Source organism: Lelliottia sp. (genome assembly GCF_045627565.1).
In the GTDB taxonomy this organism is placed as follows: Bacteria; Pseudomonadota; Gammaproteobacteria; order Enterobacterales; family Enterobacteriaceae; genus Enterobacter.
Genome location: NZ_JAZQNX010000010.1, coordinates 186,875 through 201,744 on the forward strand (window position 1 = coordinate 186,875; position 14,870 = coordinate 201,744).

General features: G+C 52.9%; 12 protein-coding genes. 5 read left to right on the forward strand and 7 right to left on the reverse strand.

The window, feature by feature from the left end:
* Nucleotides 1-192 precede the first annotated feature (192 nt).
* Complete coding sequence (locus ACKI5T_RS08675; protein ID WP_407437053.1) at nt 193-1,236, forward strand: GMP reductase; 1,044 nt, start codon at nt 193-195, stop codon at nt 1,234-1,236.
* 32 nt (nt 1,237-1,268) lie between these two features.
* Here ACKI5T_RS08675 and hofC read toward each other — a convergent pair whose 3' ends face one another.
* The 4 genes from hofC to nadC all read right to left on the reverse strand — a co-directional run bounded on the left by hofC (nt 1,269) and on the right by nadC (nt 5,367).
* A complete protein-coding gene (gene hofC / locus ACKI5T_RS08680) occupies nt 1,269-2,465 on the reverse strand; it encodes a protein transport protein HofC (RefSeq protein WP_407437054.1) in 1,197 nt (398 codons plus the stop codon).
* A complete protein-coding gene (gene gspE / locus ACKI5T_RS08685; protein WP_407437055.1) occupies nt 2,455-3,840 on the reverse strand; it encodes a type II secretion system protein GspE in 1,386 nt (461 codons plus the stop codon). Before gspE ends, hofC begins: the two co-directional genes overlap by 11 nt.
* A gap of 11 nt (nt 3,841-3,851) precedes the next feature.
* Nucleotides 3,852-4,289: a prepilin peptidase-dependent pilin gene (ppdD, locus tag ACKI5T_RS08690; RefSeq protein WP_012016060.1), complete on the reverse strand. Its 438-nt coding sequence runs from the start codon at nt 4,287-4,289 to the stop codon at nt 3,852-3,854.
* Between the two features lie 184 nt (nt 4,290-4,473).
* Nucleotides 4,474-5,367, reverse strand: a complete 894-nt coding sequence (nadC, locus tag ACKI5T_RS08695) for a carboxylating nicotinate-nucleotide diphosphorylase (RefSeq protein ID WP_133631686.1) — start codon at nt 5,365-5,367, stop codon at nt 4,474-4,476.
* 87 nt (nt 5,368-5,454) lie between these two features.
* Between nadC and ampD the strand changes: the two genes are divergently transcribed.
* Nucleotides 5,455-6,018: a 1,6-anhydro-N-acetylmuramyl-L-alanine amidase AmpD gene (gene ampD / locus ACKI5T_RS08700; protein WP_407437056.1), complete on the forward strand. Its 564-nt coding sequence runs from the start codon at nt 5,455-5,457 to the stop codon at nt 6,016-6,018.
* Entirely contained in the window at nt 6,015-6,869 is an 855-nt protein-coding gene (gene ampE, locus ACKI5T_RS08705) for a beta-lactamase regulator AmpE (protein ID WP_407437057.1), read from the forward strand. Before ampD ends, ampE begins: the two co-directional genes overlap by 4 nt.
* A gap of 18 nt (nt 6,870-6,887) precedes the next feature.
* On the opposite strand, the gene ACKI5T_RS08710 is transcribed toward ampE, so the two are convergent.
* From ACKI5T_RS08710 to aroP, 3 genes are all read right to left on the reverse strand, one after another.
* Nucleotides 6,888-7,838: a family 43 glycosylhydrolase gene (locus ACKI5T_RS08710; protein ID WP_407437058.1), complete on the reverse strand. Its 951-nt coding sequence runs from the start codon at nt 7,836-7,838 to the stop codon at nt 6,888-6,890.
* A 9-nt stretch (nt 7,839-7,847) separates the two neighbouring features.
* Entirely contained in the window at nt 7,848-9,245 is a 1,398-nt protein-coding gene (locus ACKI5T_RS08715) for an MFS transporter (RefSeq protein ID WP_133631682.1), read from the reverse strand.
* Nucleotides 9,246-9,407: 162 nt separating this feature from the next.
* Nucleotides 9,408-10,781: an aromatic amino acid transporter AroP gene (aroP, locus tag ACKI5T_RS08720; RefSeq protein WP_190275379.1), complete on the reverse strand. Its 1,374-nt coding sequence runs from the start codon at nt 10,779-10,781 to the stop codon at nt 9,408-9,410.
* Nucleotides 10,782-11,318: 537 nt separating this feature from the next.
* Between aroP and pdhR the strand changes: the two genes are divergently transcribed.
* Together pdhR and aceE are read left to right on the forward strand one after the other, a co-directional pair.
* Nucleotides 11,319-12,083 carry a pyruvate dehydrogenase complex transcriptional repressor PdhR gene (gene pdhR, locus ACKI5T_RS08725; RefSeq protein ID WP_012016067.1) on the forward strand — a complete coding sequence of 255 codons (765 nt, stop codon included), beginning with the start codon at nt 11,319-11,321 and terminating at the stop codon, nt 12,081-12,083.
* Nucleotides 12,084-12,202: 119 nt separating this feature from the next.
* Nucleotides 12,203-14,866, forward strand: coding sequence for a pyruvate dehydrogenase (acetyl-transferring), homodimeric type (gene aceE / locus ACKI5T_RS08730; RefSeq protein WP_012016068.1), 2,664 nt, complete (start codon nt 12,203-12,205; stop codon nt 14,864-14,866).
* The last annotated feature ends 4 nt before the right edge of the window (nt 14,867-14,870 follow it).

Below are 14,870 nucleotides of genomic sequence, written 5' to 3' on the forward strand. Positions count from 1 at the left end.
ATTTAGTTATCGTTTAAAATTGCAGTGGCGTGGGGCTGCCTCTGATTACCCGCTTTATACCAGGTAAATTTATAGGATTGTAGCGTAAAAAAAGAGAAATTCGCAGTCTTGCGGAGCACGTATTAGTGCGTATGATAACGTCACTGGAGTTGTGCTTTACACATTTTTGCCTCTAACCCCAGGAATCCCCGCATGCGTATCGAAGAAGATCTGAAGTTAGGTTTTAAAGACGTTCTTATCCGCCCTAAACGCTCTACACTGAAAAGCCGCTCAGACGTTGAACTCGAACGCCAATTCACCTTTAAACATTCCGGTCAGACCTGGTCTGGTGTTCCTATCATTGCCGCCAATATGGATACCGTGGGTACCTTCGCGATGGCAACGGCGTTGGCGTCGTTCGATATCCTGACCGCAGTGCACAAACACTATAGCGTTGAAGAATGGAATGCCTTTACCGCCTCAGCTTCCGCAGATGTGCTCAAACATGTGATGGTCTCAACCGGCACCTCTGATACTGATTTCGAGAAAACCAAACAAATTCTGATTGCGAATCCGGCACTGAATTTCCTGTGTATCGACGTGGCTAACGGGTATTCCGAGCATTTCGTGCAGTTTGTTAGCAAAGCACGTGAGGCATGGCCTGATAAAACCATCATCGCAGGCAATGTCGTGACCGGTGAGATGTGCGAAGAGTTGATTCTGGCTGGCGCGGATATTGTGAAAGTTGGTATTGGCCCTGGCTCTGTGTGTACTACACGCGTCAAAACCGGTGTTGGCTATCCTCAACTGTCCGCCGTGATTGAATGTGCTGATGCCGCTCACGGCCTTGGTGGGCAGATCATTAGTGACGGCGGCTGCACCATGCCTGGTGATGTTGCCAAAGCCTTTGGTGGCGGCGCAGATTTCGTGATGCTCGGCGGGATGCTTGCCGGACATGAAGAGAGCGGCGGCACAGTCGTTGAAGAAAACGGCGAGAAATTTATGCTCTTCTACGGCATGAGCTCTGAATCAGCAATGAATCGCCACGTAGGCGGTGTTGCGCAGTATCGCGCCGCGGAAGGTAAAACCGTGAAGCTACCCTTGCGTGGCCCCGTTGAAAATACCGCCCGCGACGTTATGGGTGGCCTGCGTTCTGCCTGTACCTACGTGGGGGCATCACGACTGAAAGAGCTGACTAAACGCACAACGTTTATTCGCGTTCAGGAACAGGAAAACCGCATTTTTAACAGCTTGTAATTGCTCCGCTGGCGCACGCCCGTGTGCCAGCTTTATCCTGCACTCATCGCATCGCCTAAATGGAAAATAGGGAGATACATCGCCACCACCAGCGTTCCGATTATTAACCCGGTCACGATGAGCAGCAGGGGTTCTAACAGCGAAGCCAGGTCGTCGGCCTGCTGAAATGTTTGTTCATTATGATGACGGGCAAGATTGGCCAGCATGCTATCAAGGGAGCCGGACATCTCTCCTGTTCGCACAAGTTGGATGCATAAGGGCGTGAAGATCTCTGCTTTCGTTAATGACGACCATATTGGGTCCCCCTGCGTAACGCGATCCCTGACCCCTTTCAGGACCTCCTGCCAGTACACCCCCTCAACGGACTCTTGAGAACTTTCCAGCCCCTGTAAAAACGCGATGCCCGCCTGCTGGGTCAGTGACAACACGGTAAAAATCTGACTGAGTTTTTGTCCACGAGCCAGCGATCCCATAATTGGGATACGCAGTAAAAAACGCTGACAGAATCGCTGCCAGCCGAGATGATGCCGTAGGCAATGCATCACGATGACGGGTAAAAATAGCGCAAGGATGAGAGCAACGGCTTGCTGGCGTACGAAAGTCGCCAAACCCATCACCCACTGCGTGAGCATGGGAAGCGGTGTATTAAATGTTTTATAAATAGCGGCAAATTCCGGCAGGACAAACGTCACCATCGCCAGCACCACGACCACAGCCAGCGCGAGAATGATCATCGGATAGCGCAGTGCTTTTTTCACCTTCGCGCTAAGCTGTTGCTGCAATTTTTGTTGCTGCGCTAGCTGCCGGCAACATTCTTCCAGCTTGCCTGTTAGCTCCCCGGTTTTCATCATGGAGACATAAAGCGGGCTAAATACGTCTGGCCATTTCTTTAAGGCATCGGAGAATGCGCAGCCTTCGCTGAGATCGTCAGCAAGGTTGTTAAGCAGCGCCTGCCACTGTTTAACGGGATGCTGCTCAGCCAACATTTGCAGGCTGTAGGCAAGCGTGAGACCAGCCTGGAGCAGGGTAGCCAGTTGTCGAAAAATCTCGTAGCAATGATGAGACTGCCACTGCTGGCGCAGAGGGCTGCGCGTGAGCCGAAGTGGGTAAAGTGCTTTGAGTGATAATCGGGTGATGGCCGCCTGGCGATCAATGGCTAATAGCGTCCCTTGCTGAAGCTCGCCCTCGGCAGTCATCGCACGCCAGCGCCAAAGATGATTAGCAGCCATTCGGTAGCCCCAACACGCGGATCAATTCTTCAAAGGTGGTTTGCCCTTTCTCAACTGCCATGCAGCCATGTTCGAAAAGCGTTGTCATGCCGGTCTTTTTTGCCTTGATTTCGACCTCTTCAACGGAGGCGCCGCTGGCAATGGCCTGGCGGATGTCGCTGTTAATAGCCAGGACTTCAAACAGGGCAACGCGGCCGTAAAAACCGTGATAACAACGATCGCATCCCGTCGGTTGCCAGTGAGGTAGCTGTCGCGGCCAGATGTTATGTGGGATGAGCGTTTCCTGATGGGTCTCTTTCGTACAATGAGGACAAAGGCGGCGGACTAGACGTTGAGCGATCACCAGCGTAAGCGCAGAGGAAACCATCCAGCGCGCAACGCCCATCTGCTGAAGCCGCACCAGCGTCTCAAGGGTGGAGTTGGTGTGTAACGTCGAGAGCACCAGATGGCCTGTCTGGGCGGCATTGATAGCAATCTCCGCCGTTTCGCCGTCACGAATTTCCCCCACCATAATGATGTCAGGATCCTGGCGTAAAAGTGCCCGTAATACGCTTTGAAAGGTTAGGCCCGCTCGAGGATTGATTTGTGTTTGATTCAGCCCGGCAAGAGGGATCTCAATGGGATCTTCTACGCTGCACAGATTCACGTCTTGTGCATTACGGGCTTGAAGCGCGCTGTAGAGCGTGACGGTTTTGCCGCTACCCGTTGGGCCTGTCACTAACAGTAATCCCTGCGGTTGCTGGAGCGCTTGCTCGAAAAGGGCACGCTGGGCGGCCGTCATACCTAATGCCTCAAGCTCAAGCGCCTGCTGTACCTGATGTAAAAGACGCAGCACAATTTTTTCTCCACCGCGACAGGGTAGCGTGGCGATGCGAAAAGAGACTGAGACTCCCGACAGCTCAACGGTAAACTGACCGTCCTGCGGTAACCGCCGCTCCGCGATATCCAGATTACCTAGCACCTTTAATCGGGCAATCAGGGTGGTACCTGTCGCCGCAGTCAGCGGGGGCTGCGGATATAACACGCCGTCGATGCGCAGGCGGATTTGCCAGGCACTTCCGGCGGGCTCCACGTGGATGTCGGAGGCTCGCTGGCTGAGCGCTTGTAACAGCGTTCGGTTAAGAATATCCGCCGCCAGGCTTGTATCCTGCGAAATGACGGGCAAATGCGATGTCGAAGACATTTGCTGATGCTTTTCCATGCGCTCTGCCGTCCAGCATTGAATATCGATCCGTTTTTGTGTGGCGAAGCGCAGGGCTTCCATCATTTCCGCAGCAGGGGTTCCCGCCACGGCAATACTTACCATTTCAGCGTCGCTACTGAGAATAAGCGCATGATGACGTTGGCACAGCATGACCAGTTGTTCCGAATTCATCGTTCGCTTCCTCAATTATTATCAAAGCGGAAGACGTCTTCGCAGGCCTGTTTGAGCGCGCTGTCATCGCTGATATTACAGTTGCGCGTCCAGCCGGTGATGCCGTTGCCATTGTCCCAGATTGGCGTCATGACGACTTCCAGCCCGTTGAGACTTTCCTGGCCGGTTAACCCAACCGTGCCTTTCGCGACGCTCATGGCAGAGACATAACGCGTGGTGGTGGGCGAGGGGATACCGTTTACGCTGGCATCACACGTCTCGACACCGCCATGATCGAGAGCACAAAGTTCGACCGCTGTGCGATAGGGGACAAAGGTTTGCAGCATGTCGGTGAGCGCAGCTTTGCGAAGATAATTTTGGTATGCGGGCACGCCGATGGCGCTGAGAATGGCAATTATGCCGATGACCACCATTAGCTCAATGAGCGTAAATCCTTTTTGTCTGTTCATGTCTGCTCCTTAAATAAGTGGAGCAAATGTGGCAGTTCAGAAAATTAGAAACGAGCAGCAATAAACGGATCGTGAAGGCGGATTCAGGAGAATTAGCGGTGGTTACATCGAGATGTAAAAATCATGCGAGCGGCATCGCGAACTTGTTTTGATCCTCTCCTGATAGAGAGGATCAAAATGCTGACTATTTGAAACGCATGGAGAGGTCAAGCGCTTGTACGTGTTTGGTCAGCGCGCCGACGGAGATGAAATCTACGCCTGTTTCAGCAAACGCGCGGAGGGTTTCCTGCGTGACATTTCCCGAGACTTCAAGCTGCGCCTGGCCATTGGTGCGTTTTACCGCTTCGCGCATTTGTTCCGTTTCGAAGTTATCCAGCATGATGATGTCAGCACCGGCTTTGATGGCAGCATCAAGCTCTTCCAGGTTTTCAACCTCCACTTCGACCGGAACATCCGGATGCAGCCAGAAGGCTTTTTCGACGGCCTGACGCACGGACCCAGAGGCAATAATGTGATTCTCTTTAATCAGAAACGCATCGGATAAACCCAATCGATGGTTGGCGCCGCCGCCGCACAATACCGCATATTTCAGCGCCGTGCGCAGGCCTGGCAGCGTTTTACGGGTATCCAGCAGCTGAGTTTTTGTGCCTGCCAGCAAGTCAACGTAACGGCGAACTTCACTTGCCACGCCGGACAGCGTCTGGACAAAGTTTAACGCGGTGCGCTCACCTGTCAGCAGCACGCGGGAAGGGCCTTCGAGTTCAAAAAGAGGCTGATTCGCTGTGATGCTGTCGCCGTCTTCTACATGCCACGTCACTTTTACGTCATCGCCAGCCAATTGAGTGAAGACCTCTTCAACCCAGCGTTTACCGCAAAAGATGCCGTCTTCACGGGTGATGATCACCGCGTGCGAGCGTGTCTCTTTTGGCAACAATTGTGCGGTAATATCGTTATCCGCATTCACCTCACCACCCAAATCTTCGCGTAGTGCCTGAGCCACGCTTTCCGGGATATCGAGGTTAATACGTTCCAGAAGCGCGTCACGTCGGTGGTCGGGGTTGTAACGGCGAGGCGGCATGATAAAACTCCAAATTGGTAACGAATCATAAGATTGAAACATGCTACTCTGAACCGAGTATCAGCACCATATATAAGGAGAGCCAGCATGCAGTTACAAAACGGATGGCTGGTGGACGCGCGGCATGTACCTTCGCCGCACCATGATTGCCGCCCGGAGGACGAGTCGCCCTCACTGCTGGTGGTCCATAACATTAGCCTGCCGCCTGGCGAATTTGGTGGTCCGTGGATAGACGCATTATTCACTGGAACAATTGATCCCAACGCTCATCCCTTTTTTGCTGAGATCGCGCACCTGCGCGTTTCGGCCCATTGCCTGATTCGTCGCGACGGTGAAATCGTCCAGTATGTTCCTTTTGATAAACGCGCCTGGCACGCCGGTGTGTCGTCGTACTGTGGGCGTGAGAAATGCAATGATTTTTCGATTGGTATTGAGCTGGAAGGCACGGATAACACGCCTTACACCGATGCTCAGTATCAGGCACTGTGTGCGGTGACGCGAGAATTGATCGCCCGCTATCCGACAATTTCCGACAATATCACTGGGCATAGCGATATCGCGCCGGTGAGAAAAACCGATCCGGGACCGGCTTTTGACTGGTCCAGGTTTCGCGCCATGCTTACCGCTTCGTCAGACAAGGAGATGACATGACGTTGTTCACCATGCTGCTGGTGATGATCGCTGAACGGTTGTTCAAACTGGGCGAACACTGGCATTTGGATCACCGGATGGAAGTGCTGTTCCGTCGGATTAAGCACTTTTCAATGTTGCGCACGATCCTGATGACGGCTGTCGTCATGGGTGCTGTTTACCTTCTACTGCGCGCGCTTTATGGTCTGTTTTTCAACGTCCCGCTTTTGGTGGTGTGGATCCTGCTTGGCGTGCTGTGTATCGGTGCTGGGAAAGTGCGCTTGCACTATCACGCCTACCTGAAAGCGGCTTCGCGTGATGACAGCCATGCGCGCAGCGCGATGGCGAGCGAGTTGACGCTGATCCATGGCGTACCGCCCGATTGCAACGAACGCGATTATTTACGCGAGCTGCAAAACGCCCTGCTGTGGATCAACTTCCGCTACTATCTGGCGCCGCTGTTCTGGTTCGTGGCGGGCGGGGCGTGGGGCCCAGTGTTGCTGATGGGCTATGCATTTTTACGCGCCTGGCAGACGTGGCTTGCCCGCTACCTGACGCCCCATGAACGTTTGCAATCCGGTATCGACGGTATTCTTCATGTGCTGGACTGGCTGCCGGTGCGTCTGGTGGGCGTAGTGTATGCGTTGATTGGTCACGGCGAGAAAGCGCTTCCGGCGTGGTTTGCTTCGCTTGCCGATCGCCATACGTCGCAATATCAGGTACTAACTCGTCTGGCGCAATTCTCACTTGCGCGCGAACCGCATACGGATAAAGTCGAGACCCCAAAAGCCGCGGTGTCGATGGCGAAGAAAACCTCGTTTGTGATTGTGGTGCTGGTCGCGCTGCTGACCATCTACGGTACGCTGGTTTAACCCAGCGTACCGCCTCAATTAAAGCGTATCGGCGGGCGGGATGCCAAAGTCGGGCATCCCGTTTTTGTCCCAGTGAACCAATTTCAGGCGGGTATGACGGTTGGGATCGTACAGCGGATCGCCTTCAATTTCGGTGTAATTTCGCGCGTGATACACCAGCACATCTTCCCCGTCCGGCGTCTGCGTGAAGCTGTTATGCCCCGGCCCGTACTGACGATTTTCGTCGCTGGTGGTGAACACAGGACGCAGCGCTTTGTGCCAGTTTTGCGGGTTCTGAGGATCGGCATTCATGTCTATCCACAGCAGCCCCATGCAGTAGTTCTCATCCGTCGCACTGGCGGAATAGCTGATAAACAGTGTGTTGCCATGCGCTAAAACCGCCGGGCCTTCATTAACCCAAAACCCCCGGCATTCCCAGTCATACTCTGGTTTACTCAGCATCACAGGATCGCCTTTCAGCGTCCATGGATTTTCCATTTCGCACAGATACAGATTGGAATTACCCGAGATGTCCGGGGCTTTTTGTGCCCACAGATACCAGCGTTTGCCCTGATGAACAAAGGTAGTGGCGTCGAGTGCAAAGGTATCAAACGGCGTTTTGATTTGTCCTTTCTCGACCCACCGTGCGTTAAGCGGATCGTCGCCTGTGCCTTCAAGCGCAAACATTCGGTGCTGGAACATACCCAGCTTATCCAGCGCTTGCGTGTGGGTCGCGGCAAAATAGATGTACCACTTTCCATCAATATGGTGCAGTTCCGGGGCCCAAATGAGCTCACTCATCGGGCCGGTGTTCGGTTTGTGCCACACCACGACTTCTTCTCCGCTGCGCAATCCTTCCAGCGAGTCGGCGCGTCGAAGGGCCAGCCTGTCGTATTCTGGCACCGAGGCGATGAAATAGTATTGCCCCTCATGATGCAAAATGTACGGGTCGGCACGTTGTTCGATAAAGGGATTTGGCCAGTTACGCATGGGGCTTCCTTATTTTGTCTCAGCCGTTTTCAGTTCCTGATAGTCGCTCAGCTCGCGATAGTTGGTGCGACGCTTCTCAAGGTCTTCCTGAATTTGCTTCATCGTTTCGCGGTCCACTTTCAACAGGCGTACTACGCCCGCTGTGAGCAGATAGCCGACGCCCGGAATCACGGTAAAGAGCAATACGATGCCGTTGATCGCCTCGGTGCTTTGCGCTTTTGCACCGGCATCATAGCCGTACCAGGAGAGCAAAAAGCCCACCATCGCACCAGCAATCGCCAGCCCCAGCTTCAGGAAGAAAATGTTGCCGGAGAAGCTGATCCCAGTGATGCGTTTGCCCGTTTTCCACTCGCCGTAATCGTCCACATCCGCCATCAGCGACCAGTGCAGTGGGGAAGGGATCTGATGCAGAATGTTCAGCAGGAAGTAGAGCACGACAATCGTCGTCGTGGCTTTGGGATCGAAGAAATAAAATGCGCAGGAGAAAATCGCGAGCGCGATATTGGTCCAGAAGAACACTTTCAGTTTACACCAGCGGTCGGTCAGGACCTTCGCCAGCATGCTTCCGAGCATCATCCCGACGACGCCAAGGCTGATAAACAGCGTCGCAAAATGGGTGCTTTGTCCCATGACCCAGGTGACGTAATACATCGTCGCCGCCATGCGGATAAAGCCCGGGCAGACGTTGCATAACGTCAGCAGCAAAATGCGCACCCACTGATCGTTTTTCCACGCATCTTTCAGATCGTTTTTCAGTTCGTCGTTGGTTTGAACCGCCGGACGAATACGTTCCCGCACGGTCGCGAAGCTGAACAGGAACATACAGGTACCGATAAGCGCCAGCACGGTCATCGCCATCTGGTAGCCCTTGGCTTTGTTATCCCCACCGAAATACTCCACCATCGGTAACAACGTTAAAGACAGCAGCAGGGTGGCAATGCCGACCATCACAAAGCGATAGGACTGGCACGCCACGCGCTCTTTAGGATCGTTGGTGATCACGCTGCCTAACGAACAGTAAGGAATGTTGATGGCGGTATAGGTGAGTGACAGCAGGAAATAAGTGACAAAGGCATAGATAACTTTGCTGTTGTACGTCCACTCTGGCGTCGTGAACATCAGCACGCTGAACAGGGCGTAGGGGAACGCAATCCACAGCAGCCATGGACGAAATCGACCATATTTACTGCGGGTACGGTCCGCAATCGCGCCCATGATCGGGTCAGTGATGGCATCGATGACGCGTACCGAGAGCAGTAAAACGCCGACCAAAGCAGGCGCGAGCCCGAAAATATCCGTATAAAAATAGTTAACAAACAACATGATGGCGCCGAAGATGATGTTGCATCCCGCGTCGCCCATTCCATAGCCGATCTTTTCTTTGACTGACAGTTTATTGTTATTCATCGACAGCTCTCCGAATTGCAGTATGGAGAGAATTATTTGCTGGCAAATGAATATTTGCGTAGCAAGATAAAGGCGGTGATATGGATGAAATCGCTGTGGGTGAGAATTTGTGAGGTAGGTAACACGCTCAGTGCCCGAGGCCGGGCACTGAGTCAGACGAGATTAATGCGCTTTAACGGCTTTCGCGTTCTTCTGTTTGAACAGATAGCCAATACCCAGGATAACAACCCAAACCGGGATCAGGTAAACGGAAATTGCCATACCCGGCGTCATCAGCATGATCACCAGCACTGCCGCCATAAACACCAGGCAAACCCAGTTTCCGACGGGGTAGAACAGGGCAGGGAAACGCGTTTTCACGCCCTGCTGCTGCTTGGCGCGACGGAACTTGATGTGCGCCAGGCTGATCATCGCCCAGTTGATAACAAGCGCAGAGACAACCAGCGCCATCAGCAGACCGAACGCTGATTCCGGTGCCAAATAGTTAATCAGTACGCAAAGGGCTGTCACCACCGCGGAAACCAGAATGGTGTTCACCGGTACGCCACGCTTGTCCAGATTCAGCAGCGCTTTTGGTGCGTTACCCTGTTGAGCCAGACCAAACAGCATACGGCTGTTGCAGTACACGCAGCTGTTATAAACGGACAGCGCTGCGGTCAGCACGACAACGTTCAGGGCGTTTGCCACGAAGGTGTCGCCCAGCTCATGGAAGATCAGCACGAACGGGCTGGTGTCAGCGGTTACGCGTGTCCATGGCAGTAAAGAGAGCAGAACGGCCAGTGAACCCACATAGAAAATCAGAATACGGTAGATAACCTGGTTGGTGGCTTTTGGGATGCTCTGCTCTGGGTTATCGGCTTCTGCGGCGGTAATACCGACCAGCTCAAGGCCGCCAAACGAGAACATAATGATCGCCATCATCATCACCAGACCGGTCATGCCGTGAGGCAGGAACCCGCCTTGCTCCCACAGGTTGCGCACGGTGGCTTGAGGGCCGCCGTTGCCGCTGAACAGTAACCAGCCGCCGAAGATGATCATTGCTACCACGGCGATAACTTTGATAATCGCGAACCAGAACTCCATCTCACCGAACACTTTAACGTTGGTCAGGTTGATGGCGTTGATCAGTACAAAGAAGACCGCAGCGGAAGCCCAGGTTGGGATCTCCGGATACCAGAACTGGATGTATTTCCCGACGGCGGTGAGTTCAGCCATCGCGACCAAAACGTACAGCACCCAGTAGTTCCAGCCGGAAGCGAAACCGGCAAAACCGCCCCAGTATTTATAGGCAAAGTGGCTGAAGGAACCCGCTACCGGCTCTTCGACGACCATTTCGCCTAACTGACGCATGATTAGGAACGCGATAAAACCGGCGATAGCGTAGCCGAGAATAATGCCGGGGCCTGCTGACTGAATAACGGATGCGCTGCCCAGAAACAGGCCGGTGCCGATAGCGCCACCCAGAGCAATAAGCTGAATATGGCGGTTCTTAAGGCCGCGTTTCAGCTGATCGCCATGCTGTTGACCTTCCATTATGTGAAACCTCGTGTGTGGTTGTTATGTTCACGCTATGGCGTGTGTAATTATGAAATTCCATTTCATGTATTTATTTCGTTACGGTTCAAATGACCTAAAAAACGGAAGGTGTCTTCCTTAAGCGTCAGAATAGTGGTAAGCGACCGCGAATGCACCTGCTTTATAAAGGGTCGATGACGAGTTGAATAAAAAGAAAGCAATTGTAAGTTGCTGCCTTTAACCCTTTTTATCTGGATATAGAATAAAAATGCTTCATTAGGGGAGTAAAAATTCATTATTTGTCATGGTGAATCGGTTCAGATAGCGTATTTCGCGTTTCATTAAAGTTAAAACTGCCTCTTTATGGGTAACCAATTCATTTGTGCAAAGTTACATTTCTGAAACGTTATTTCTGTAAGGTTGTTAAAATGTGCAGGGTTTACTGATTTCAATCAAAACCACGATGGACAGAAGGTGAATACTTTGTTACTTTAGCGATACGAATATGAAATTGGTAAGACCAATTAACTCCGGGCAAAAAGGCGTAAGACAGGGAATATGGCCTACAGCAAAATTCGCCAACCAAAACTATCCGATGTGATTGAGCAGCAGCTGGAGTTTTTGATCCTCGAAGGGACTCTGCGCCCCGGTGAAAAACTCCCGCCTGAACGCGAACTGGCTAAACAGTTCGATGTTTCCCGTCCCTCTCTGCGTGAGGCGATTCAACGTCTCGAAGCCAAGGGCTTGCTGCTTCGTCGCCAGGGCGGCGGAACTTTTGTTCAAAACAGCCTGTGGCAGAGCTTCAGCGATCCGCTGGTAGAGCTTCTATCTGACCACCCAGAATCCCAGTTTGATCTGCTTGAAACCCGTCACGCGCTTGAAGGTATCGCTGCTTATTACGCGGCACTGCGCAGCAATGATGAAGACCGTGAACGTATTCGCGAGCTTCATCAGGCCATTGAACGGGCACAAGAATCAGGCGATCTCGACGCCGAGTCCGATGCCGTCGTCCAGTACCAAATTGCCGTCACCGAAGCGGCTCATAATGTGGTACTCCTCCATCTGCTACGCTGCATGGAACCGATGCTGGCCCAGAATGTTCGACAAAATTTTGAATTGTTGTATGCCCGCCGGGAAATGCTTCCGCTGGTCAGCAACCATCGTACTCGTGTATTCGAGGCGATAATGGCCGGGGAACCGGAGCATGCGCGTGAAGCGTCGCACCGCCACCTGGCTTTCATTGAGGAAATCTTGCTGGACCGCAGCCGTGAGCAATCGCGTCGCGAACGTTCACTGCGTCGCATACAGCAAAGAAAGGATTAAGCGCCTTTTTTAGAGCGCGGCAACTAAACGCAGAACCTGTCTTATTGTATTTTCTGGCGAAAATACAATGGGACAGGTTCCAGACAAATCAACGTATTAGATAGATAAGGAATACCCCCATGTCAGAACGTCTCCAAAATGACGTGGATCCGATCGAAACTCGCGACTGGCTACAAGCGATCGAATCGGTCATCCGTGAAGAAGGTGTTGAGCGTGCTCAGTATCTGATTAATGAGTTGCTTTCAGAAGCCCGCAAAGGCGGCGTGAAAGTAGCAGCAGGTGCAGGGGCTAGCAACTACGTAAACACGATTGCCGTTGAAGACGAACCGGAATATCCGGGCAATCTGGATCTGGAACGCCGTATCCGTTCTGCTATTCGCTGGAACGCGATCATGACCGTTCTGCGCGCATCCAAGAAAGACCTGGAACTGGGTGGCCACATGGCTTCCTTCCAGTCTTCTGCGACCGTTTATGAAGTGTGCTTTAACCACTTCTTCCGCGCACGCACCGAGAAAGACGGCGGCGACCTGGTGTACTTCCAGGGCCACATCTCTCCGGGTGTCTACGCACGTGCGTTCCTGGAAGGTCGTCTGACTGAAGAGCAGATGAACAACTTCCGTCAGGAAGTTCACGGTAAAGGTCTGTCCTCTTATCCGCACCCGAAACTGATGCCAGAATTCTGGCAGTTCCCGACCGTATCTATGGGTCTGGGCCCAATCGGTGCGATCTACCAGGCTAAATTCCTGAAATATCTGGAACACCGTGGCCTGAAAGACACCTCTCAGCAGACCGTTTACGCCTTCCTGGGCGACGGCGAGATGGATGAGCCAGAATCTAAAGGGGCGATCACTATCGCAACCCGTGAAAAACTGGACAACCTGTGCTTCATTATCAACTGTAACCTGCAGCGTCTGGATGGTCCGGTAACCGGCAACGGCAAGATCATCAACGAACTGGAAGGCATCTTCAGCGGTGCTGGCTGGAACGTGGTTAAAGTGATGTGGGGCGGTCGTTGGGATGAGCTGCTGCGTAAAGACACCAGCGGTAAACTGATGCAGCTGATGCAGGAAACTGTTGATGGCGATTATCAGACCTTCAAATCCAAAAACGGTGCCTACGTTCGCGAGCACTTCTTCGGTAAATACCCTGAAACCGCAGCGCTGGTTGCCGACTGGTCTGACGATCAGATCTGGGCACTGAACCGCGGTGGTCACGATCCGAAGAAAGTTTACGCAGCACTGAAAAATGCACAAGACACCAAAGGCAAAGCCACTGTTATCCTGGCGCATACCGTTAAAGGTTATGGCATGGGTGACACCGCCGAAGGTAAAAACATCGCGCACCAGGTGAAGAAAATGAACATGGACGGCGTTCGTTACGTCCGCGATCGTTTCAACGTGCCAGTGACCGATGAGCAGGTAGAAAACCTGTCTTACATCACCTTCCCGGAAGGCTCTGAAGAACACACCTATCTGCACGCACAGCGTCAGAAACTGAACGGCTACCTGCCGTCCCGTCAGGTGAACTTCACCGAGACTCTGGAACTGCCAGCTCTGGAAGATTTCTCCCAACTGCTGGAAGAGCAGAACAAAGAGATCTCTACCACTATCGCTTTCGTTCGTGCCCTGAACGTGATGCTGAAGAACAAGTCGATCAAAGATCGTCTGGTTCCAATCATCGCCGATGAAGCGCGTACTTTCGGTATGGAAGGTCTGTTCCGTCAGATTGGTATTTACAGCCCGAACGGCCAGCAGTACACCCCGCAGGACCGTGAGCAGGTTGCATACTACAAAGAAGACGAGAAAGGTCAGATCCTGCAGGAAGGTATCAACGAGCTGGGCGCAGGCGCATCCTGGCTGGCTGCTGCGACATCTTACAGCACCAACAACCTGCCGATGATTCCGTTCTACATTTACTACTCCATGTTCGGTTTCCAGCGTATCGGTGACCTGTGCTGGCAGGCTGGCGACCAACAGGCTCGCGGCTTCCTGGTCGGTGGTACTTCCGGTCGTACAACGCTGAACGGCGAAGGTCTGCAGCACGAAGATGGCCACAGCCACATTCAGTCTCTGACTATCCCGAACTGTATCTCTTATGACCCGTCTTACGCGTACGAAGTGGCAGTCATCATGCATGACGGTCTGGTACGTATGTACGGTGAAGCGCAAGAGAACGTTTACTACTACATCACCACGCTGAACGAAAACTACCACATGCCGGCGATGCCGGAAGGTGCCGAGGAAGGTATCCGTAAAGGTATCTACAAACTCGAAACCGTTGCGGGTAGCAAAGGTAAAGTTCAGCTGTTGGGCTCCGGTTCTATCCTGCGTCACGTTCGTGAAGCAGCGCAGATCCTGGCAAACGACTACGGTGTTGGTTCCGACGTGTACAGCGTGACCTCCTTCACTGAACTGGCGCGTGATGGCCAGGATTGTGAGCGCTGGAACATGCTACACCCACTGGAAACGCCACGCGTTCCGTACATCGCTCAGGTGATGAACGACGCGCCGGCAGTGGCATCGACTGACTATATGAAACTGTTCGCCGAGCAGGTTCGTACTTATGTACCGGCTGATGATTACCGCGTACTGGGTACCGATGGCTTCGGTCGCTCCGACAGCCGTGAAAACCTGCGTCACCACTTCGAAGTTGATGCTTCTTATGTGGTGGTAGCAGCGCTGGGCGAACTGGCTAAACGTGGCGAAATCGATAAGAAAGTGGTTGCGGAAGCAATTACCAAATTCAACATCGATGCAGATAAAGTTAACCCGCGTCTGGCGTAAGAGG